Source organism: Sphingomonas sp. SP1, assembly GCF_058313395.1.
The window spans coordinates 1,361,104-1,382,127 of record NZ_JBZFLC010000001.1; the positions used below are offsets into that span (position 1 = coordinate 1,361,104).

Below are 21,024 nucleotides of genomic sequence, written 5' to 3' on the forward strand. Positions count from 1 at the left end.
GACGGATACAGTTGCGGGAGTGCAACGAGCGGTGAGCGTGAGGAGACCAATCCATTTCGGACCGAAAATCTAGGTTTGTCGTTGGCGCGTGCTCGTGTAGGCGGACGTTGCTCGGTTGACCATTCTGGATGAATGCCATGACCGCAGCTTTTGCCTGTACCACTGATGCATTTCCTGGTTGGGAGTCCGCACCGGCCCTGGTGTTCGGCAACTCCCACGCCGCGCTCGAAAGAGCCCGTCACGATGTCGAGCAGTCCGGCTGGCGCGTGGCGGCGGCCCTTCCGTCGACCAGCGCCATCCAGCGTCTCGACCAGCAGGCACGGACCAGCCTGGTCTGGATCGAATTGGACGACGCCATCAGCGACGCCGATCGGCAATTGCTTGACCGGGTCGGCGCTGACCGCACGGAGCAGCGGTATCCGGCGATCGTGGCCGCGCCGGTAAGCCTGGTGGATGAATTGGTCGGCAACCTTGCCGAGCCTTCGGTCGAACTGCTGATTGATGCTGACGAGCCCGAGCGCGTCGCCGCCCTGGCCCTCGCCGCATCGGGCGCGGGCGTTGCCCGGCATCTGTCCGACGTGGCTTCCGACGGCAGTACGGTGCGGCTTCGTCAGCTGAGCGAAGAGGTCAACCGCATTGCCTCCGCGCTGGCTCGGCTGTCGAGTGCGCCCGCCCCGGAGAGCACCTCCAAGCCCGTGGAACCGGGCGATGGCCCGATGGTGGCAGCCGATACGGTACGCAAGATCATCCGGGCCCGCCGCCTACGCGCAAATTATCTGCCCGCCGATCTTTTCGCCGACCCGGCGTGGGACATGCTGCTGGACCTTCTGCAGGCGGAGATTGTGCAGCACCGCGTTCCGGTGTCGAGCCTGTGCATTGCCGCAGCGGTACCGCCGACCACGGCGCTGCGCTGGATAAGGAGCATGACCGAGCAGGGAATGTTGATCCGACGCGACGATCCGCACGACGGCCGACGCGTTTTTATCGAGCTTGCCTCGACCACCAGCGCCGCGCTTCGCCACTATCTCGCGGAGGTCGGCAAGATCGCTGTGATCTGAAGGATGGGCGCTTGACCGGCAGGGCCAGACAGGGCAGCAGCGCAGCCGGCCGGGCGCTTAGCTCAGTTGGTAGAGCATCTCGTTTACACCGAGAGGGTCGGCGGTTCGAGCCCGTCAGCGCCCACCATGACCGGCCTCGGATCAGAAATCTCGAACCAGTTTGACTACGAGCGCCATCCAGGTGGGGTCTGTGACCACCGTCTGACGAGTTCCCGTACCCAGCGGCAGCAGATGAAGCTTCGTTCCTTCGCGTCCGATAAGCCGCCCGAACAGGAACCGCCCACCTGGCCGCGGGACTAAGACGTCGCGGTTGAGAGCGCGGCCGAATTCTTCGGAAGCAAGGCGATCGCACCAGAGTTCGTCACCAGCGCGGTAGTCGCCTATTGCGCCGGCAACCTTGATGGCGATCTGGCCTGGTGAGGTACGCGGCGGGAGGATGCGGATTGCACGTTTGGGCGCGACGGCCCCGACCGCAGTGACTGTCGCAACAACTTCCAGATCGTCGGGCTGCGGATGGTCAACCAGATCGGTCGCATCGACCCTAAGTGCGGCCGCGATCCGGTTGAGCCATCCAACCGACACGGTTCGCATCCCGGTTTCCAGCCGTCCTACGGTTTGAGGCGTGGTGGGTGGCGCACAACGCCGGGCCACGTCATCGAGCGTCAATCCTTTGGCTTTTCTGACTTCCCGGATGCGCGTGATCAAGTCAATGTCCCCCTAACCAGAACGGTGAAAACATGCTGTCCTACATAATCATCGTCGTGGCAAGAGGACCTGCGAATCGAGTTAGCGGGAGAATGATCGGTGGTGGAGGTATCCGGGCGATTGATGGAGGAGCGACCAGTGGGTCGGGGCAATGGTCCGCGCGGTCGGCCAGCGCGCAGCGTGACCGTGAACCTGACCGAGTCTCCCCTTGGGTGGCTCATGTCCCGCGGCCATATCAGCCGGCGTCAGTTCGATGCCGGCGAACAGTTACGATTCGATTGGGAGCGGGCGCAGTTATCGCCGAGCGTCACGATGCGCTGGGACGCGGCACCGGTCGCGCGCGGGCGCGGGGGAAGTGCGGACTGGCACCCGGCGGAAGCGCAGATGAAGGCAAAAGAGCGTTTCCAAGCCGCGGTGGACGCCGCGGGACCGGGCCTGTCGGACATCCTGTGGCGTGTGGTGTGCGCCGGCGAGGGGATGCGAGACGCGGAGACCGCGCTGGGCTGGCCGGCGCGTGCCGGCAAGCTGGTGCTAACACTCGCGCTCGATCGCGTAGCGGACTATTACCGACTGAAGTGAGCGGCCCATCGGGCGCACATGAATGTTTGCGGGGGAGGCTGCCTTGATCCTGTACGGTTCGTCGTTTTCACCGTTCGTCCGCAAGACACTGGCGTTCGCGGCGGAGAAGCAGGTGGCCGTGGAAAGTCGCCCCGTCGGGATCGGTGACCAGAATCCGGATTTTCGAGCCGCAAGTCCTTTCGGCAAGATGCCGGCGCTTATCGACGGAAACTTCAGCCTATCGGACTCAAGCGCGATCGTACATTATCTGGAAGCAAAGTTTCCGGAACCGGTCCTGATCCCCAGCGAACCCGAGCGACGCGGGACAACAATATGGTTCGAGGAATTTGCCGATACCATCCTGATGGGCTGCCTCGCCAAGATCTTCTTCAATCGGGTCGTGGCGCCAGTGTTTCTCAAGCGCGAGGGCAATGAGCAGGTTGCGTCGACGGCGGAGCGCGAAGAGTTTCCTCTTATCCTAGATTATCTCGAGCGCACCATTCCCGCCGAAGGTTTCCTTGTCGGCGACTGCATCTCCCTCGCCGATATTGCGGTCGCGAGTCCGCTGGCCAACGCGGCCTATGCCCGAGCGACGATCGATCCGGTCGCTTATCCACGAACTACGGCGTTCGCCGAGCGCATTCTGTCGCGGCCGAGCTTCGCTCCGCTGCTGGCACGCGAGCAAGCCTTCCTGGCGAAGGTCGGCAAATAGTGAAGCGCCGCGCCTCCACGAGGGAGACGCGGCGCCTGTTCAGCATCGATCGGGCTTAGAGCGAGCTGCCCTCGATGTCGTTTTCGCGTCCCTGGCTACGCTCGGTCTCAATATCGGTTGTACCCGAGTCATCTTCGTCCGAGCCCATCAGATCCTCGTTCATCGCGCCCTGGCCCTGATCGGCGAAGTCCTGGCCGGTGGACCCCTGCGCCATGCCAGTGCCGGACTGACCACCCGTTTGAACGGGCGACCCGCCCGACGTCTGATCGGATCCGCCATAGCCGCCGCCAGCGCTGCCAAGCGGCTGACCGTCGGGTGAGAAGCCAGCGGAGCCCGTGCCACCGGGACCCATGTCGTCACCGCTGCTTTGACCGCCGATAAAAGCTGAGGAGGACTGGCTGCCGGCGTTGCCCTGACCCATGTCGCTTTGCTGACCCATGTCCGGGCGGTTTTGCGACTGGGTCATCTGATCGGACTGCCCGCTATTGCCATAGCTCGCCTGACCAGTGTCGCCGGTGCTGCTGCCGCTGCTCATGGTCGTGCCGGAACCACTGCTGCTGTCGTTTCCACCCAGCGGCTGAGCATTTTGGGACGCTTGTGGTTGCTGCTGCGATTGCTGGCCGAATGCCGGCGACTGCTGCTGGCCTTCCGGCTGCTGGCCGGACTGCTGTCCTTCGGGTTGGTTCTGCTGCTGTCCCTGGGGGGCCTGGTTCTGCCGATCGGTATCCCGATCGCGGCCGTAGCCTTGCTGACCGGTCTGGTTGTTATCCTGATTCATCTTGTTCCTCCTCACGGCTGCCCCAAGCTCATGAGATGACAACAAGAATTAGGCGGTGTCCGTTCCCGCCATTTGCGATGGACCGAGGCGGTTGCGCCCAACGGAAAAGGGCCGCCGGAGTGATCCGACGGCCCTTCTACCTGCAAAATGCCGTAGCGGTTTAAGCTTCGGTCGCTTCCTCGCCCTCTGCGGGAGCGGCATCGGCGCTGCCTTCGGCCGATGCACCGGGCTCCGCGTTGGGGTCGTAGTCCTCGGTGAAGCCGGCGTTGTCGCGCTCGAACATCTGAGCCATGACATCGACGCCCTGGGCCTGGAGATCGGCCTCCTCGGGCGAGCGGGCCACGTTGACCTTCACCGTCACAGAAACCTCCGGATGCAGCGAGACCTTGATCTCGTGCATGCCGATCGTCTTGATCGGGCGATCCAGGACCACCTGGCTCTTCGTCACCTTGGCGCCGTCCGCTTCCAGCGCCTCGATGATGTCACGAGCGGACACCGAGCCGTAGAGCTGGCCCGTGTTCGAAGCCTGGCGGATCAACTGTACGGTCTTGCCGTCGATGCCCTTGGACGAAGCCTCGGCCGCCGTGCGACGCTCGGCGTTGTCGGATTCGATCTTGGCCCGATTGGCCTCGAAGACCTTGCGGTTCGCTTCGTTAGCGCGAAGCGCCTTCTTGCGCGGAAGAAGATAGTTGCGAGCGAAGCCGTTCTTGACGGTCACGACATCGCCGATGCCACCAAGCTTTTCGACGCGCTCAAGCAGAATAACGTCCATCTGGGCGCTCCTTACTTCACGACATAGGGAAGCAGGCCGATGTGGCGGGCGCGCTTGATCGCCTTCGCCAGCTCACGCTGCTTCTTGGTGGACACCGCGGTGATACGGCTGGGAACGATCTTGCCACGTTCGGACACGAAGCCCTGAAGGAGACGGACGTCCTTGTAATCGATGCTCGGCGCGTCCTTGCCGGAAAAGGGGCAGGACTTGCGGCGGCGGAAAAATGCACGGGCCATGGGTTAAGCCTCCATGTCTTCACGGGGCGCACGTTCGGCGCGGTCGGGACGGTCGCCGCGATCGGGTCGATCGCCGCGGTCAGGACGGTCGCCACGAGGACCCCGCTCACGATCACGCTCGGACCGGCGCATCATCGCGGACGGGCCCTTCTCATGCTCGTCGACGCGGATGGTCATGAAGCGGATGACGTCTTCGTTGATGCCCGTCTGGCGCTCCAGTTCGGCAAGCGCCGGCGCCGGGGCGTCGATGTCCAGCATCACATAATGTGCCTTGCGGTTCTTGGACATGCGATAGGCGAGGCTGCGAAGGCCCCAAGTCTCGGTCTTGACCACCGAGCCGCCGTTGTCCTGAATGATCTTGGTAGCGTTTTCCGCGAGCGCATCGACCTGGGCCTGGGCCAGGTCCTGACGCGCAAGGAAAACATGCTCGTAAAGAGGCATGTTGCTTGTCTCACATGTTGGCCGATCGTTGACTTGCCCCCGTGGCAAGCCCCTCCGGCTGTCGTTCTCAAAAGCAAACCGGGGTCTGGCCACAGCCGAACCCCGGTTGCGGGGGCCTATGCACGAGAAAGTCCCAAGGGGCAAGACTGACCTCGGCAGCGCTTTCACCCTTCGGTCATCTTCAATTCCGACTCCGCTACCTTATGGTTCAAAATGAGACGCCTTAGAACTTTTTGAAGAACCATATAGGCACAAAAGGCTTGACATCGTCACGCTATCCCGGCACATAAGTGAACATTGGACGAATCGGGCTTCGGCCTGGGGCGGATCGCTTCCTTACGAGGAAACGGTCCGCTTTTTTGTTGGCATTCGGTCACGGAAGGAAGTGCGTTGATGGGCTGGTTCGGACGCAAGTCGGTAGAAGCGCTGGCACCCTTGCCACTGCTGCCGGAGTGGGCGCGTGGTGGTGCCGGTGACCGCGGCGGTTTCCCGACCAGCTATCAGGCAAAGCTGAACGAAGTTTACGTCCAAAACCCGGTTGGGCAGCGCGCCGTGCGGTTGGTGGCCGGGGCCACCGCAGCGTTGCCCATCTACGCGCTGGAGGGAAAGCAGCGGGTGGTCGAACTGATCGAGAACCCCGCATTCCTCCAGGCCATCACCGCCCAATTGCTGCTTCACGGCAATGCGTTCGTGCAATGCGTGGCGCAGGGTCGCGGCGTGGGGGAGCTTCATGCCCTGCGGCCGGAGCGGGTGTCGGTGGTGGCGGACCCGCGTGGCTGGCCGACGGCCTACCTGTATCGGGTAGGCCCCGGCCAGCCAGAGCGGATCGCGGCCCGCGACGCCTTGGGAAGGCGGCAGATCATTCATTTAAAGGCGCTTCACCCGGGAAGCGATCAGCTGGGACTCGGCTGCCTGGAGGCGGCGGCAGCGCCGGCGGCGCTGCACAATCAGGCGACACGTTGGAACAAGGCATTGCTCGACAATGCGGCACGGCCGTCGGGCGCGCTGGTCTATGAGCCGGGCGACGGAGCGCATCTTAGCGCCGAGCAGTTCGCTCGGCTGCGGTCGGAACTGGACGGGATCTTTTCCGGCAGCGAGAATGCCGGGCGGCCGCTGCTGCTGGAGGGCGGGCTGAAGTGGCAGGCCATCAGCCTGACACCCGCCGACATGGATTTTATCGCCTTGAAGGAGGCGGCCGCGCGGGACATCGCGCTGGCGTTCGGAGTGCCGCCGGTCCTGCTGGGGCTGCCCGGCGACACGAGCTACGCCAACTTGCGAGAGGCTGGACGGGCCCTGTTCCGCCAAACCGTGCTGCCGCTGGCGACGCAGATCCTGGACGGCCTCTCGACCGGCCTGTCGGATTGGTACGGCAAGTCCCGGGTCGCGGTGGACACCGACAAGGTCAGCGAATTGTCCGAAGAGCGGGAGCGGCTGTGGTCGCAAGTCGAGGCTGCGGGGTTCCTGTCGCGGGCGGAGAAGCGCGAACTGGTCGGCTACGGATCAGGGGAGGGGGAATGATGAGCGTGGATCGAGGAGCGCGCGAAACGCTGCTGGCGCAGCTGGTCGCGCAGGCGGATGGCCGGGTTGCTGACCTGGTCACGCTGCGGGCGATTGTTGAGGAATCGAGCGAGGTCGGCGCCGCCCGGGCGTTGTCGAGCCTCGGTTTGTCGGACGAGCAGGCCCGGCGCGACATGGATGAGCTGCGTCAGCTGCTGAGCGCGTGGCGCGACGCCAAACGCAGCGCGTGGCAGGCGGTCGTGGCGTGGGTCATCCGGATCCTGATGGCCACGCTATTAATCGGATTGGCGGTGCGGTTCGGGCTGACCGAGCTGTTCCGTGTCTGAGCGGGGAAGGGCTGTCCGCTTCGCCGGCTATGCCGCAGTGTTCGACCGGTTGGATAATGGGGGCGACGTAGTCAGGGCCGGCGCGTTCCGCGAAACCCTGAAACGCCGGGGGTCTATACCCTTGCTATGGCAACACAAGCCCGGCGCCGTGATCGGCAGGATCGAGCGGATCGGCGAGGACCAACGCGGCCTGCGGGTAATTGGGACGGTCGGCGGGGCCGGCCGGTCCGGGGAGGTCGCACGAGCGCTTCGGGCCGGCAGTCTTGCCGGGTTGAGCTTTGGATATCGGGTCCGGGAGGCGAAGCGTCAGGATGGCGTGCGCGAACTGATCGATCTGGATCTGATCGAGGTCAGCGTCGTCAGCAATCCGATGCAGCCGTCAGCGCGGATTCACGCGCTGGAGAGCTGACACAACAGGTTCGAAGGGTCAGGGCATGACCCTTTCCAACAGGCTGCAAGCAGCCGCCCCGTCCGCAACCGCGGTCGGGGCTTTTTTGCGTGGAGAAGAGTGCATGGTGGAAGTGAAGGCGGATACGCTGGAGCAGTCGTTCGAAATGCTCGAGCTGGAAGACGGCGGGCTGTCGCTGAAAGAAGAGCTCGATCTGCTCAAGGCGCGTGTCGCCGAGGGCGTCATCGCTGGTAGCCGGCCGATGCTGGACGGCGTCAAGTCGCAGGAGACGAGCGGCTTCGTGGACCAGTTCCTGCGTCGGGGGATCGAGAGCGGGCTGGAGGCTAAGTCGCTGGACAACGCCAGCATGGGAGCGGGCGGCTTTGCGATTCCGCGGGAGATCGACGAGCGGATCGACCGCACGCTAGTCGCGATCTCGCCTATTCGAGCGATCGCAAATGTGGTGAAGGTCGGCAGCTCCAACTACCGCAAGCTCATCACCACCGGCGGTGCGCCATCGGGCTGGGTCGGGCTCGAGGCGGCGCGGCCGGAGACTGCCACTCCGGTATTCACTGAAGTGGTTCCGGCAAGCGGTGAGCTGTACGCCAATCCGGCCGCTTCCCAGCACATGCTGGACGACGCGATGTTCGACGTGGAGGAGTGGCTGGCGAACGAGATCGCGAGCGAATTCGCGCGGGCCGAAGGTGTCGCCTTCGTCAAGGGCACGGGTGTCAACCAGCCGCTCGGCTTCTTGGCATCGCCCAATGCGGCCACGGCGGACGGCGTCCGGCCGATGGGTACGCTGCAGACGATCGGCACGGGCGTGGCGGGCGGTTTCCCGGCGAGCAATCCGCAAGACAAGCTGATCGACCTCGTCCAGTCGCTGCGCCAGCCTTATCGGCAGGGCGCGGTGTTCGTGATGAATTCGGCGACGGCGGCAGCGGTGCGGAAGTTCAAGACCGCGGACGGTGCTTTCCTGTGGCAGCCGGGGCTGGCGGCGGGACAGCCGTCGACGCTGCTCGGCTATCCGGTTGTCGAGGCCGAAGACATGCCGGACGTCGCGGCCAATAGCCTGTCGATCGCCTTCGGCAACTTCAAAGCGGGTTATGTGATCACCGAGCGGGCGGAGACCAACATCCTGCGCGATCCCTACACGCGCAAGCCGTACGTCTATTTCTACGCGACCAAGCGCGTGGGTGGCCAAGTGGTCAACTCCGAAGCGATCAAGCTTCTGAAGTTCGCCTGACCAGAGGCCGGCCGGGCGGAGCGTTCCGCCCGGCCGGCGCTGCCGCGATCACAGCATCACAATTATCACAGGAGAGGGCATGGCCGTCCCATTCACGCCCAGGTTCGTCGACCTGGTGCGGACCACCAGCATCAGTCAGGGCACTGGGTCATTGGTACCGGGTGCCGCCATACCGGGCTATTCGAGTTTCGCGGACTCGCTGAGCGCCGGTGACCGGTTCTACTATTGCGTTCAGAACAGCGCCCGTCCCGCAGAACGCGAGGTCGGCCGGGGAACGCTGCACGCCGACGGCACCATCAGCCGCGAGCCGATCAGCGGACCGCTCGTTAATTTCAGCGCTGGTCCGAAGACCATCGCGCTGGTTGCTGCCGCCGAGTGGTTCGACAAGGCCGGTCGCGCGACATCACCGACGGTCTTCAACGCTGCCGACCGTGCAGCCATGGCTGCGACCGAGGTTCGGAACAACGTGCCTGTGCTGCTTTGCGAGAATGGCCGGGAAGGAACGTTCCTGTTCCAGTCCGGTGATTTCAGCGCGTTGGCGGCGGCTGATGAAGCGCAAGGCATATTAGTGCCACCTGTCGGCGGATCGGCTGCGGACGGTGCTTGGATCCGGCAGTTCGATGGCCCGGTCAACGTTCAGTGGTTCGGCGTCCTGCCAGGCAAGACTGCCGCGCAGAACGTTGCGGCGCTGAACGCCTGCTTGGCAACCTTGAGCGCACTCGGCGTTGCGGGCGGCTATGGCAAGGGTGGGTTCGAACTGTTCTTCCCTCCAGACCCGCGGCCATACGACTTCGACGCGACGATCGATTTGCGAGCCGGCCTACGCATCAGGTCGACCGGTACCCGAATGAGCGCTGGTGCCAAGCTGCGCTGGACAAGCACGGTCACCGGCCTGCGCATCCAGAATGGTAACACTGTCGGCGCCAGTGGAACGGGAGCAGGCCTGGAAGGCGCTTCGGGCGTTGTCATCGAGGGTCTGTGGATCATCGGCAACTACGACGGCACCATTGCAGAGAGCGAGGCGCACGGCATCCATTGCCGCAGCCAGTTCACGATCCGCGATTGCATGGTCCAGTATTGGGCAGGCGACGGCATCCATGCGGTGGCGGACGTGGCGGCGCCGTTCAAGGGCAACGCGAACTGCTCGAAGATCGACAATGTGTGGGTCGAGAGCGTTCGCAACGGCTTCTACTGCCAGGGCGGGGACGTCAACGCGATCAATGTCGTGGACCTGTCGGTTGTCGGAGCCCGCCAGTTCGGCATCCACGACCTCTCGTTTCTGGGAAACACCTATACCAATATGCACCTTGCGACGTGCGGACGCGGGCCGGGGACCGTCCATCGTCCGGCCAGCATGGTCACGCACGCCGGCAAGCTCTACCAAGTCGTTCCCAATCAAGTGACCTGGGCCACGACCAATCCTCCATCCGGTACCACGGCCGACAACCAGGGTTGGCTTTACGTGGACTTCACCGGGTCGGGAGGGCTGCCTGCGTGGAGGAGCGGCCTGCCGCTCCGACCGGGAGGTGGGTTCTGCGTCGCAGGGCCGAACAACTCGTCGGGCGTTCTTAACCCGTATGTCGAGACTGATTGCGGCTTCAGTTTCATCGATAGCCGGGTGACCGTGTATAGCCGTGGCAATAGTGTCGTCCGAAGCATGAGCGGCGACATTCGCGCTGCGGTGATGTCGGCCACCGACGGCAACGTGGTCGCCCAAGGGACGATCCAGAGCGGCGAAAATCTTTACGCCGAGAAGCAGATCCAGGCACAGCAGTTCCGGCTTCGGCAAGTGCTCGGGGGAGTCGACCAGGGCTTCAAGGGCTACATCGTGGCAAGCCTTGACGGCCACAACCTGTACATGGCGCCGCAAAACCTTGCCCATATCTTCGAGATCTCGAACGGTCCGCAGGTGTTCATCGTGGACACCCTGGGGATCAACGTGGCTTACGGAAATATCCGGGTCGGCGACACCAAGGTGGTCGGTCCGCGCGGGGAAGCTGTAGCGGACGTCGCGGCAGCCGACGCCACCGACCTAACCAGCGCCATATCCGTTGCGAACGAAACGAAGGCGAAGCTGAACGCCCTGCTCGCTCGATTGAGGGCAGCGACCGGACATGGGCTAATCGCATGACCGGTAAATCAGCGATGCTCCCTGCGGAGCCGGGGCGATGAGCCTCGGGAGCCAATCGCTCGCCGATGGCAGTGTAGCGGAAACCGGGCGTGTGCCCATCAAGCGAACGCCCTCCGAACGAACCGCAAAAGCCGTTGCCGACCGCGAACATCGCCCTCAGCCTCGCTGAGCAGGATCGTTCGACAAATCAGAACAAGAAGGAAAGCCGATGCCGCTCCTGCTGAAGGATCCGGCTGCCGAGATCGATTACGCGATCGATTGGAGCAGCGATTATCTGGACGGCGACATTCTCGCCGCCAGCGACTGGACGATTGAACCCGAGGAGCCGGGCGGACTGACCGTCATGGCGAGTCAGATGAGCGAGGGTACCACCGCTGTCACCCTTGGCGGGGGCGAGAACGGCAAGGTCTATCAGGCGTTCAATTTGGTCGAGACCGCAGCCGGTGCAAAGGACCGCAGGTCGATCACGATCCGCGTGGAGCAACGCTGATGGGCGGGCGGATTTCTCCGATCGTCAGTCTTGGCGAGGCGCAAGCATTCGTTCGGTTGGACGAAGGGCATGACGATGCGATCCTCGCCGGCCTGATCCGAACCGTCAGCGAGCTTTGTGAAAGCTTCATCAATCAGGCGGTGGTGAAGCGTCCATTCGAAGAGCAGCTTTCTCCCACAGGGGCCTTCCAGCCGCTTTCGACCATGCCGATCCGATCGATCGATCAGGTTCTAAAAGTGCGAGGGTTCGACGCAGCCGAGGAATTGGGCACCAGCGCCTACGACGTTGACCTGGACGCCAACGGACGGGCCTGGTTGCGCGTGCGCAATCCGCAGGCAAGCCGGATCGAGGTGCGGGGGACCGCGGGGCTGGCTGCAGATCGGAACGGGGTGCCGGAGCCGATCCGGCATGGCGTTCTGCGCATGATCGCTCACCTCTATGCGTCCCGGGATAGTGGAGCAGCCGAACCACCGGCGACAGTAACCGCTTTGTGGAGGCCCTACCGGATCTTGAGTTTCGGCCGATGAGTGAATTTGCTGGAACGCTGCGCGAGCGAGTGACGCTGCTGCGCCAGGACCATGCGAGGACCACAGCCGGCTTACTGGTCGGCGATTGGATCGCGTTCGCCGAATGTAGTGCCGCGGTGGCACCGGATGGGGTCGGCACCGAGACCGAGGGCATGACGCTAAGCCAGATGCCGCGATACCGCATCGCCCTCCGCCCGCTTGCCGGCGTTTCCATCGATCAACGTGTGCAATGGCGGGACCGGATCCTCACAGTCAGGCAGATCATCGACGATCCGCGAACGCCCGACAGGCTTGTGCTGAGATGCGAGGAGGTGCGCGCGTGAACCAACTTAAACAACGGGCCGAGAATATCCTGCAAGAGCAGGTGCGAAAGCGTTTGGAAGAAGCTGCGAGGTCAGCAAAAAATGAGCTTCCCGACGCGCTGATCGAGCAAAGCGGGGACACTGTTGTAATAACCGGAAGCCACCTTCTGCGGCGTTGGCTGCTGAATGCGAAGCTGCGAGGTCACCAATGAGCGCGGGGCTGGCGCTGCAGACCGCGGCAGTCGAGCTGCTTCGAGAGATCGAAGAAGTAAACGGGCTGTTCGATGGGCCGCCGGCGAGGGCGGCCTTTCCGTATGTGATCGTCGATGCGGGACTTGAAACCGATTGGAGCCACAAGAGCGGCGAAGGACGGGAGGTCGCCGTCGCACTGACCTTGTGGGACGACCAGCCGACCCGCCTGCAGCGTATCGCAGACCGCCTTGAAAAGTTGATGACGCAGGTCGCCCGTGTCGACGGGTGGAAGCTTGTTTCCTTGAAATTCACTCGCAAGCGGATCGTCCGCGACGTCGCGGGGCCGTGGGCCGCCGCGCTCGATTATCGCGCGCGGCTATTGAAATCGGAAGGAGAATAAAGTGGCAGCCGAAAGGGGTAGTGCGTTTTTGTTGAAGGTTGCCGACGACGGCGATCCATCCACCTTCAGGACCGTCGCGGGCCTCAAAACCACGCAGCTTGCGATCAATGGAGACGCGGTAAACATCACCAACAAAGGCAGTGACGGCTGGCGCGACTTGCTTTCGGGAGCCGGAGTCCGATCCGTGTCGGTTGCTGCAAGCGGCATCTTCACGGGGAGTGAGGCGGAAATCCAGCTGCGATCATTCGCGCTGAATGGCGAATTGCACGATTACCAGCTCAGCTTTGAAAGCGGCGAACGGATGCGCGGCACGTTTCTGGTCACGAGGCTGGAATATGCCGGCGATTTCAACGGGGAGCGCAATTATACGCTGGCCTTCGAAAGCTCGGGACAGGTAGTTTCGCTGTGAGCCGGGCAAACAAGGCCCGCGGTGAAGCAAGCATCGATGTAGCGGGCCGCACCGTCGTGCTTCGCCCGACCTTTCAAGCCCTTGTGGCAGCGGAAGAAGATTTGGGCCCATTGTTCTCGCTGGTGGAGCGCGCTTCGGCGGGGGAGCTGAAGCTGAGTGAGATGACGACGCTGTTTCACCATCTCGCGCGTGAGGCGGAGCCGGATCTCAGTCACCTGCAGATCGGCCAGGCGGTCGTGGCGAACGGACTCGCGTCGGCGACGCCAGCGCTTCGGGCAATCCTGGGTCAAATCCTGCAGGGCAGCTGAGCCGTGACTTTCGCGCACTCGGCCCTGCGCTGTTGGCATGTCGCGGCGACGCATCTCGGCTGGCGACCGGCAGAGTTCTGGGCGTCGACGCCTTCTGAGTTCCTGTCAGCGCTTCAAGCACCCGCGGAGCCAGGAGAAAGCTGCGATCGGCGCCTGCTGGAACATTTGCGGGCTCGCTTTCCAGACGGAGTGACAAGCATTGGACAATGAAATCGAACGGCTGGTGGTCAGCGTCCGTGCGGATACCGGCGCCTTCGCCCGGGACGTCGCAACGATGCGCAACCAGCTGGAAGGCCCGTTGGCCCAAGGGGCAGGCCGTGCCGGCCGAATGATCGAAGGGGCATTGGCGAAGGCCATCATCTCGGGAAAGCTGGGTTTTGACGATCTCAAGCGGGTTGCCCTGAGCGCAATGGCCGAGATCGCCGCGGCGTCGCTTCGCTCGGCTATGGGCAGCGGACTGGGGGCGACTTCGGCGCCGGGAATACTGAGCTCGCTGATCGGATTGCCCGGGCGCGCGACCGGCGGCCCGGTCGATGGCGGTCGGCCGTATCTGGTGGGCGAACGTGGGCCGGAAGTGTTCGTGCCGCGTGGGGGTGGCCGCGTCGAACAACTTCCCCGGGCGGCAAGCCGGGAGGTGCGTGTGAACATCTCGGTTCAAGGGCACCAGATGTCCGAGCCTCAGGCGTTGCGCCAATCCTCACGGCAGATCGCACGGGCGGTGCGAACCGCCATGCTGAAGGGCGGACAATGAAGTACTGGCTCACAAGGGACGATGCGCCCATCGAGCAGGGCTTCGTCAAACGTTTCGACCCGATGCACTGGACCGTCGATTTCCCGCGTGGTTCGATGGCCAGCATCGTTCGTGGATCCGATCCGAACAGTTTCGTCGTGCGGACCTGCCATCTTCGTAAGGGCGATCTTGTTGGGCTCATTTATGAAAGCGTCGATCGCTTCGCCCACCCGGCACATCGCCGTGAGGAAAAGCGCGACTACAGCAATTGTCGACTGAGCTTTCGGTGGCAATCGAGCGGGTTGATCAAGCTCAATGAGCTGAACGGACCGACGCTGACGATCGAGGGTCGCGATCCCGACGGAACCTCGCAGACATGGTTCGTTCGCTTATGGAATTACGCGGTCGGGACGCCAGAGGCGGCCGAGATCAGCCTGTCTTTCGATCAACTGGATGGCGGTTTCAATCTTCCGTCCGAAGCATCGCGGGTGAACCCGCATGACATCGACCGTATGTTCATCAGCCTGGCGCCGCCGGGGTATGAGGCCGGAAGCGAGGCGTTTGTGTCGCCGCCGACCGGCGGATCGGTCACTATCAGCAATCTCCGCGCGGAGGGTTCAGGCAGCGTTCTCGGGCGCAATGACGCATGGGTCCCGGAACACGGGCTGCGCATCTGCACCGCATACGACGACATGTACAACATTCCCCCGGAACGCGCGGTCGAGAGCATCGAGCGCCTCGGATATCGCGGGGTCATTAATCACTACATCGGGATGAGCCATTACTTTGCGCTAAATCCCGCTGGCCTCGTAAGTGAAGGCGAGGCTTTCAACGATGCGGCTTGGGCATGGCACCAGTCCTTTGCCAACGCTGCGGCGGGTGCTGGCTTCGACGTGATTTGGTCCGTGTCCTTCGAGCTGTTGGACATGTTCTGCCCTGACTCCTGGAAGCAGCGGGACTGGAATGGGTCGCCCGCCCTAACGGGCTACGATCCGCCAAGCACCTTGGTATCGCCGGCAAGTGGCGAGGGAATAGCATTCATCGGTCGCGTCGCGGTCAAGCTTGCGGAGCTTGCAACCGCAGCGGGGTTGAAGCCGAAAATCCAGATCGGTGAACCTTGGTGGTGGATCGCGAGGGATCAGACGCCCTGCATTTACGATGAGACAGCGAAAGCTGCCTGGGGGGCCGATATAGTGCGGATCGATGATGTCCGGGGCGAGCAGGCGCCTAAGGTGGCCAACCTGCTGAAACGGGCAGGAGACATGCTCGCGAACGCGACCGCGAGGATAGCGGCGCATGTTCGGTCGGCCGCGCCAAATGCAGAGCTGCTTCTGCTGACTTACCTGCCCGGTTCCATCCGGCCGAATGCGCCTGGACTGTTGAACCTGAACCTACCGGCGGGCTGGTCACGACCTGCATTCGATATTCTGCAGTTGGAGGATTACGAATGGGTGACCGAAGGGCGGGCAAAGCAGCGACAGGCGGCGATTGCACTCGCTAGCGAGCGGTTGGGCTATCAGCCTGAACAGCAGCACTACTTATCCGGGTTCGTCGCTACGAGCGAAGACCGCCAGCAATGGCAAGAAGTCGTGAAGGCCGCGACCGAGGCGCAGCAGCGAGGAGTTGGAGAGATCTTCATCTGGGCTTTCCCACAGGTGGTGCGGGATGGCCTAACTTTATTCAGGGGCGAAGAAGTGGCTTTACCGGCATTCGACGACGTTCTGTTTCCAATTGAAATCGGGGCAGAGGCAAGTGTCTGTCCCATCGTTTCGACAGCAGTGGTCACCAGCGCCAGTGGCTTTGAATTCCGCAACGCGAACTGGAGCCAGGCCCGGCTGCGGTTCGACGCCGGCCCGGGGGTTCGAAGCGATCGAGAGATGGAAACGCTGCTCGCCTTCTTTCGCGAGCGGCGAGGCAATGCAATCGGCTTCCGGTTTCGCGATCCATATGATTTCAGCTCGGCCGAGATGACTGGGGAGCCGTCCGGTACGGATCAGTTGCTCGGAACAGGCGATGGTCTGCGTAGCAACTTCCCGCTCCAGAAACGTTATGGCTCCGGAGAAGTCAGGCGGATAACGCGGCCAATCGATGGCACGATCACCGTCACCATCGATGGAACAGATGTGGCTGGCTGGACCCTGGAAGCGGGTGGAGTCATTCAGTTCGATGCCCCGCCCGCCCAAGGCTCGGAAGTGCGCGCAGGATTTCTGTTCGATGTGCCCGTGCGTTTCGCCGAGGATCGGCTTGAAATCAGTCGCGCCACCTTCCGAGCGGGTGACGCGCCTAGCGTTCCGCTGATTGAGATCAGGGAAGCGGCATGACTGGCGACCCATTGGACCAACCGGTCACCAGCAAGACTTTCTGCTGGCAGATGGAGCGAAGAGATGGTGCCGGAATCGCGCTGACGAGTGGAGATCGCCCACTTAACCGTGAAGGCATTGTTTATCATCCGGACGCCGGTCCATCGCCAGCAGCGGTGAATAAAGGCGGCATCGGCGAGATGCCCGGGGAACTTGAGGGCACCCTGTCAAGCGCGGCCTTGTCAAAGGAGGATCTACTTGGTGGCCGATGGGATGGTGCCCGAGTAATTCTGGACGAAGTGGACTGGACGGATCCGGCTGGCGGAACGGTGCGGCTGATCACGGGCGAATTGGGCGAGTTAACAGTCGAGAGTTTCAGCGTCCGGGCCGACCTAGTTGGCGCCAGCGCAAAACTTAAAGCACCGGTATGCCCCCATACTTCGCCGGAGTGTCGCGCTGAACTTGGTGACCGCAAATGTCGCGTTGATCTGGCCGGCCGATCAGTTCGCCTGACGGTTATCGAAGCAGAGGGCGACGGCTTGGTCGTCAAGGACGTGGTCGACCAGCGTTTCGATCAAGGCCTCGCGCGGTGGATTCGGGGGAATAACACGGGTCTGAAGACGAGGGTTCTCCATGCGGAAGGACAAAAAATCAGCCTGCAGAATATGCCGCACGACACCATCCGGCCAGGTGACGTCTTGCTCGTGACCGAAGGTTGCGACAGGCGGCTTGCAACCTGCATCGAGCGCTTTCGAAACGCCGAAAATTTTCGAGCGGAGCCTTATCTCCCCGGGAACGACCTGCTTACCCGCTACCCGGGCAACTGATATGCATAGCGATGTGGTAGAGCGTGCCCGATCGGCGATCGGAACGCCTTTTCGCGTCCATGGCAGAAGTACCGAACTTGGCCTGGACTGCATTGGCCTGGTGCTTGCGGCGCACCAGCTTCCGGGCGATTTTGGCCGATCTAATTATCGGCTGCTTGGAAAGCACCTTCCCGAACTGGATGGATGTGCTGCGCCGATATTTCGAAGGGTCTCAAAGGCAAACGCTCGAGCGGGCGACGTAATCGTGATGGAGCCTATGGATGGTTGCCTGCACCTGGCAATTTGGTGCGGAGAAAGCTTCGTTCACGCCGACGGGGCCATCGGCCGGGTCGTCGAAACTCCAACCACTCGCGATTGGCCTGTGCGGCGCGTGTACCGCCGACGCAAGCGGCAAGGGAGGTAGAATTGGCAACTCTGGTTCTTGGAGCGGCGGGGGCGGCCCTTGCCGGACCCTGGGGCGCGGTCCTGGGAAGTGTAGCCGGACAGTCCATCGATCGATCGCTGTTCGGTCAGGTGCGGCAGGGTCCGCGCCTCGGCGATCTGTCGGTGCAGACGTCCCAGTATGGAAGCCTGATCCCGCGGGTCTACGGGACGATGCGGGTAGCAGGAACAGTGATCTGGTCCACGGACCTTATCGAAAGCGGGGAACTGGTTCCAACGGGGAAGGGCGGTCCCGGCACACAGACCTACAGCTATTCTGCCAGCTTCGCGGTAGCGCTTTCGTCCCGCCCAGCTCAGCGCGTGCGTCGAATTTGGGCTGACGGGAGGCTGCTGCGGGGAGTGAAGGGCGACTTCAAGGTCCCGACGAAGTTTCGCTTCTACGACGGTTCGGAGGACCAGCCGATCGACCCGTTGATCTCGTCGATCGAAGGTATCGGGCGCACGCCGGCTTTCCGTGGGTTGGTTGTGGCTGTGTTCGAACAGATGCAGCTGGCCAGCTTCGGCAACCGCATTCCGGCTATTACCTTTGAATTGGAGTCCGATCCGGGGCCTGTTGCGATCAAGGACATCCTCGACGATGCGAGCGCATCCATCATCAAGGCGAAAGACGATCGAGCGTTGGTCGGTTATGCCGCTTACGGTGGGTCGATCGGCGAAGCAATTGAACCGCTTCTTTCGATCACCCAGTTCAAGGCGGCGGACCTTGACGGACGGATTCATGAGATAACCGGTGAGCGAGTGACCGGTGTCCGAAGCCAATGGATGGGGTGTGGTTCCGCGGCCACCCCGCCGATTGAACATAGTCGGGTTCCCCTTTCGGAACTGCCCGCCACGCTGTCGCTCGCCTATTACGACCCGGCGCTGAACTACCAACGGGGCGAGCAGCACGTGCATGCCGGAAGCGAAGGGCGGGTAGTAGAACGAGCCGAGCTTCCGGCCGCAGTAGGTTCCAACGAAGCAAAGGATTGGGCCGCCAAAGCACTCGTTGAGGTGTGGCATCAGCGAGCAAAGGTTAGGGTCCGACTTCCCTTAGCGTTCTCGGATCTAGTACCCGGGGACCTTCTGAGTCTCGACGGGCAGGCTAAGCACTGGCTCGTTGAAAAGGTAGGCCTCCACGATTTTGTGGTGATCGTGGATTGCGTTCAATTCCGCACTGCTCCGACAGCCGCACGGCCCTCCGATGGTGGCCGTCCCGTGCAGGAACCAGACGTCGTTGCCTCACGGACCGAACTTCGATTGATTGAGTTACCACCTCGCGATGAGGTTTCCCCTCAGCCCATCATTTATGTTGCGGCGGCAGGTGGCGCGTCCCCGTGGCGGCCGGTTCCTGTCAGCGTGGCGACCGGTGGTGTGATCGTAGCGACCTCGACTCCGCGGAAGCGTACGGTCTTTGGCCGATCCGAGACCGTCCTCGAAGCGGCGTCTGGCGGGGTGGCGGGCGACGCCAGCGCGGTGATCGTTCAGCTTCATCATGCGAGCGATTGGCTTTCAAACGCTGACGCTGGTGGGTTGGCCGCAGGGGCAAACCTCGCGTTGTTGGGGCAAGAAATGCTGCAGTTTGGAAATGCGGAGCCACTAGGCGCCGGGCGGTTCCGGTTGACCGAACTCAGGCGCGGCGTGCGAGCAACCGAATGGGCGATGAGCCTGCATCAGGCTGGAGAGTTTTTCTGTCTTATCGAGGAAAACGCCCTCGTTCCTGTCGAGTTGACCCGACAATGCATTGGGCTGGAGGTGACCGGTACTGCGCATGGGCTGCGCGATGACGACGGGAAGAGCACTGCACGGATCTTGGTCACGGGGGAAAGCATGCGAAGGCCCAGCCCGGTGGACCTTCAGGCTCGAGTCACCGAAAGCCGTGATCTCATGCTAAGCTGGCGCGGGCGCGCTTTTCTAGACCTCAATCAAGCAACAGTTGGTCAAGATATGGGGTCCGCGCAAGACCGGATTTACAGCGTGCTTATCAGTGGACTTGTAAGCTCGATCTCCCTTGATGTTACGGGCGAAGGTGCCGTTATCTCAAGGAGTTCGTTGCAGCCGTTTGAAGGCGAACAAATTAAGGTTGAAGTTGCTGACGTTGGCGGCTTCCTGCCTTCCCGGGCCGCTTCGGTCCTGGTCGACTGGATAGCGTAGATGACGCTTTTCTGCGGTTAGTGATGATCGAGCTTCGGGGAGTTGCAGAGGCAAAACAGCTTCACCGGTCAGGTCGACCCGATCAAGAGAGCGACTTCGTGAACGCGCTTGCGGCAAGACGAGCGAAGGCAAAGGCTTACGCCCTTCCCCCGACCCAGTCTCACCATTATGGTGCGATCGAGTCCTACCAAGAAAGGGGATCGCATGCGTAAGCTTGTTTTAGCAGCTGCTCTGGCGTCAAGCATCGGGGCCGGGCCTGCGCTCGCTCGGGACGGCAGTCCATACGTCGGCATAGAAGGGGGCCTGCTGCGCGCACAGGACACCGATATCGATTATTCGATCGGTGACGTCGATACGGACGATGCGATTACGATCGATCACAAGCTAGGCGTCGACCTGGATCTGATCGGGGGCTATGATTTTGGTGCCTTCCGGCTTGAGGGTGAGCTTGGTTACAAGCGCGCGAAGGGCGATGCCCGCGCGGCTAACCTGCTCGTCGGTGCCCCGGCGGACGCGGAGTTCGATGCCAGGACGCGGGTCTGGTCGGGAATGGTCAATGGCTTGCTGGATTTCGGAAGCGACGATGGGCTGAACGGCTTTGTCGGCGTCGGTGCCGGTCTTGCTCGGCTCAAGATGAAGGCTGATCTCGACCCGTTCGTTGGCGGTTTCAGCGGTAAGGATCGCAGTTTTGCCTGGCAAGCACTCGCCGGAGTGCGACTTCCGGTCAGCGATAATATCGATCTTGGGCTGAAGTATCGCTTCTTCAATACCAAGTTCGACTTCGAAGACGAGGATGTTCAGGGACTTCCGCTGGAATTGGACGGGAAGTTCCGGTCTCATTCGTTGCTGGCGTCGCTGATCTTCAACCTCGGGGCGCCGCCTCCGCCTCCACCACCACCTCCGCCCCCGCCACCTCCGCCTCCTCCGCCACCGGCGACCCAGACGTGTCCGGATGGTTCGGTGATATTGGCGACTGACGCGTGCCCGGCACCTCCTCCGCCGCCGCCGCCGCCGCCACCTGCTCCCGAACGCGGGTGACACTAGAGAAGGGTCGGCTTCATGCCGGCCCTTTTTTGGTTGGGCAGGGAAGGGGAGGGAT

27 protein-coding genes and 1 tRNA gene are annotated in these 21,024 nt (G+C 62.6%); 23 read left to right on the forward strand and 5 right to left on the reverse strand.

The annotated features are described in order from the left end of the window. The first annotated feature begins 200 nt into the window (after positions 1-200). Both AC4GYS_RS06840 and AC4GYS_RS06845 read left to right on the forward strand, forming a co-directional pair. A complete protein-coding gene (locus tag AC4GYS_RS06840; protein WP_491108341.1) occupies positions 201-1,058 on the forward strand; it encodes a hypothetical protein in 858 nt (285 codons plus the stop codon). A gap of 51 nt (positions 1,059-1,109) precedes the next feature. Further along, a tRNA-Val gene (locus AC4GYS_RS06845) sits at positions 1,110-1,185 on the forward strand. Positions 1,186-1,199: 14 nt separating this feature from the next. Here AC4GYS_RS06845 and AC4GYS_RS06850 read toward each other — a convergent pair. Beyond that, entirely contained in the window at positions 1,200-1,763 is a 564-nt protein-coding gene (locus AC4GYS_RS06850; protein WP_491108342.1) for a helix-turn-helix domain-containing protein, read from the reverse strand. A 123-nt stretch (positions 1,764-1,886) separates the two neighbouring features. Between AC4GYS_RS06850 and AC4GYS_RS06855 the strand changes: the two genes are divergently transcribed. Both AC4GYS_RS06855 and AC4GYS_RS06860 read left to right on the forward strand, forming a co-directional pair. Next, the gene (locus AC4GYS_RS06855; RefSeq protein WP_491109372.1) at positions 1,887-2,342 is read left to right on the forward strand and encodes a DUF6456 domain-containing protein; all 456 of its coding nucleotides are present in this window, start codon (positions 1,887-1,889) and stop codon (positions 2,340-2,342) included. Between the two features lie 22 nt (positions 2,343-2,364). After that, on the forward strand, positions 2,365-3,033 hold the full coding sequence (locus AC4GYS_RS06860) for a glutathione S-transferase family protein (RefSeq protein WP_491108343.1): 669 nt from the start codon (positions 2,365-2,367) through the stop codon (positions 3,031-3,033). A gap of 55 nt (positions 3,034-3,088) precedes the next feature. On the opposite strand, the gene AC4GYS_RS06865 is transcribed toward AC4GYS_RS06860, so the two are convergent. The 4 genes from AC4GYS_RS06865 to rpsF all read right to left on the reverse strand — a co-directional run bounded on the left by AC4GYS_RS06865 (position 3,089) and on the right by rpsF (position 5,260). Beyond that, positions 3,089-3,811 (reverse strand): hypothetical protein, encoded by a 723-nt coding sequence (locus tag AC4GYS_RS06865; protein ID WP_491108344.1) that lies wholly within the window; start codon positions 3,809-3,811, stop codon positions 3,089-3,091. A 160-nt stretch (positions 3,812-3,971) separates the two neighbouring features. Next, on the reverse strand, positions 3,972-4,583 hold the full coding sequence (gene rplI, locus AC4GYS_RS06870; protein WP_491108345.1) for a 50S ribosomal protein L9: 612 nt from the start codon (positions 4,581-4,583) through the stop codon (positions 3,972-3,974). 11 nt (positions 4,584-4,594) lie between these two features. Continuing rightward, on the reverse strand, positions 4,595-4,819 hold the full coding sequence (gene rpsR, locus AC4GYS_RS06875; RefSeq protein WP_491108346.1) for a 30S ribosomal protein S18: 225 nt from the start codon (positions 4,817-4,819) through the stop codon (positions 4,595-4,597). Positions 4,820-4,822: 3 nt separating this feature from the next. Continuing rightward, a complete protein-coding gene (rpsF, locus tag AC4GYS_RS06880; protein ID WP_491108347.1) occupies positions 4,823-5,260 on the reverse strand; it encodes a 30S ribosomal protein S6 in 438 nt (145 codons plus the stop codon). Between the two features lie 393 nt (positions 5,261-5,653). Here rpsF and AC4GYS_RS06885 point away from each other — a divergent pair, with 393 nt between their 5' ends. The 19 genes from AC4GYS_RS06885 (at position 5,654) to AC4GYS_RS06975 (ending at position 20,963) form a co-directional block, all read left to right on the forward strand. Then, the gene (locus tag AC4GYS_RS06885) at positions 5,654-6,778 is read left to right on the forward strand and encodes a phage portal protein (RefSeq protein WP_491108348.1); all 1,125 of its coding nucleotides are present in this window, start codon (positions 5,654-5,656) and stop codon (positions 6,776-6,778) included. Next, a complete protein-coding gene (locus AC4GYS_RS06890; RefSeq protein WP_491108349.1) occupies positions 6,778-7,104 on the forward strand; it encodes a DUF6127 family protein in 327 nt (108 codons plus the stop codon). The genes AC4GYS_RS06885 and AC4GYS_RS06890 overlap by 1 nt, the downstream gene beginning before the upstream one ends. After that, positions 7,097-7,513 (forward strand): HK97 family phage prohead protease, encoded by a 417-nt coding sequence (locus AC4GYS_RS06895; RefSeq protein WP_491108350.1) that lies wholly within the window; start codon positions 7,097-7,099, stop codon positions 7,511-7,513. Before AC4GYS_RS06890 ends, AC4GYS_RS06895 begins: the two co-directional genes overlap by 8 nt. 103 nt (positions 7,514-7,616) lie before the next feature. Continuing rightward, complete coding sequence (locus AC4GYS_RS06900; protein ID WP_491108351.1) at positions 7,617-8,738, forward strand: phage major capsid protein; 1,122 nt, start codon at positions 7,617-7,619, stop codon at positions 8,736-8,738. Between the two features lie 79 nt (positions 8,739-8,817). Further along, a complete protein-coding gene (locus AC4GYS_RS06905; RefSeq protein ID WP_491108352.1) occupies positions 8,818-10,869 on the forward strand; it encodes a hypothetical protein in 2,052 nt (683 codons plus the stop codon). Positions 10,870-11,077: 208 nt separating this feature from the next. Continuing rightward, the gene (locus AC4GYS_RS06910) at positions 11,078-11,359 is read left to right on the forward strand and encodes a phage fiber-tail adaptor protein (RefSeq protein ID WP_491108353.1); all 282 of its coding nucleotides are present in this window, start codon (positions 11,078-11,080) and stop codon (positions 11,357-11,359) included. Continuing rightward, complete coding sequence (locus AC4GYS_RS06915) at positions 11,359-11,886, forward strand: head-tail connector protein (RefSeq protein ID WP_491108354.1); 528 nt, start codon at positions 11,359-11,361, stop codon at positions 11,884-11,886. The genes AC4GYS_RS06910 and AC4GYS_RS06915 overlap by 1 nt, the downstream gene beginning before the upstream one ends. Next, positions 11,883-12,209: a head-tail adaptor protein gene (locus AC4GYS_RS06920; protein WP_491108355.1), complete on the forward strand. Its 327-nt coding sequence runs from the start codon at positions 11,883-11,885 to the stop codon at positions 12,207-12,209. The genes AC4GYS_RS06915 and AC4GYS_RS06920 overlap by 4 nt, the downstream gene beginning before the upstream one ends. Next, on the forward strand, positions 12,206-12,400 hold the full coding sequence (locus AC4GYS_RS06925; protein WP_491108356.1) for a hypothetical protein: 195 nt from the start codon (positions 12,206-12,208) through the stop codon (positions 12,398-12,400). The genes AC4GYS_RS06920 and AC4GYS_RS06925 overlap by 4 nt, the downstream gene beginning before the upstream one ends. Next, entirely contained in the window at positions 12,397-12,780 is a 384-nt protein-coding gene (gene gp17 / locus AC4GYS_RS06930) for a tail completion protein gp17 (RefSeq protein WP_491108357.1), read from the forward strand. The genes AC4GYS_RS06925 and gp17 overlap by 4 nt, the downstream gene beginning before the upstream one ends. A 1-nt stretch (position 12,781) precedes the next feature. Beyond that, complete coding sequence (locus AC4GYS_RS06935) at positions 12,782-13,189, forward strand: phage tail tube protein (RefSeq protein WP_491108358.1); 408 nt, start codon at positions 12,782-12,784, stop codon at positions 13,187-13,189. After that, positions 13,186-13,497 carry a gene transfer agent family protein gene (locus AC4GYS_RS06940; RefSeq protein ID WP_491108359.1) on the forward strand — a complete coding sequence of 104 codons (312 nt, stop codon included), beginning with the start codon at positions 13,186-13,188 and terminating at the stop codon, positions 13,495-13,497. Before AC4GYS_RS06935 ends, AC4GYS_RS06940 begins: the two co-directional genes overlap by 4 nt. A gap of 3 nt (positions 13,498-13,500) precedes the next feature. Then, positions 13,501-13,707 carry a phage tail assembly chaperone gene (locus AC4GYS_RS06945; protein ID WP_491108360.1) on the forward strand — a complete coding sequence of 69 codons (207 nt, stop codon included), beginning with the start codon at positions 13,501-13,503 and terminating at the stop codon, positions 13,705-13,707. Further along, positions 13,697-14,248 (forward strand): tail tape measure protein, encoded by a 552-nt coding sequence (locus tag AC4GYS_RS06950; RefSeq protein ID WP_491108361.1) that lies wholly within the window; start codon positions 13,697-13,699, stop codon positions 14,246-14,248. Before AC4GYS_RS06945 ends, AC4GYS_RS06950 begins: the two co-directional genes overlap by 11 nt. Beyond that, positions 14,245-16,548, forward strand: a complete 2,304-nt coding sequence (locus AC4GYS_RS06955; protein ID WP_491108362.1) for a DUF2460 domain-containing protein — start codon at positions 14,245-14,247, stop codon at positions 16,546-16,548. The genes AC4GYS_RS06950 and AC4GYS_RS06955 overlap by 4 nt, the downstream gene beginning before the upstream one ends. Then, entirely contained in the window at positions 16,545-17,354 is an 810-nt protein-coding gene (locus AC4GYS_RS06960; RefSeq protein WP_491108363.1) for a DUF2163 domain-containing protein, read from the forward strand. The genes AC4GYS_RS06955 and AC4GYS_RS06960 overlap by 4 nt, the downstream gene beginning before the upstream one ends. A 1-nt stretch (position 17,355) precedes the next feature. Then, positions 17,356-17,757: an NlpC/P60 family protein gene (locus AC4GYS_RS06965; protein ID WP_491108364.1), complete on the forward strand. Its 402-nt coding sequence runs from the start codon at positions 17,356-17,358 to the stop codon at positions 17,755-17,757. Positions 17,758-17,759: 2 nt separating this feature from the next. After that, positions 17,760-19,925, forward strand: coding sequence for a phage tail protein (locus tag AC4GYS_RS06970; protein WP_491108365.1), 2,166 nt, complete (start codon positions 17,760-17,762; stop codon positions 19,923-19,925). 204 nt (positions 19,926-20,129) lie between these two features. Then, complete coding sequence (locus AC4GYS_RS06975; RefSeq protein WP_491108366.1) at positions 20,130-20,963, forward strand: outer membrane protein; 834 nt, start codon at positions 20,130-20,132, stop codon at positions 20,961-20,963. Positions 20,964-21,024 lie beyond the last annotated feature (61 nt).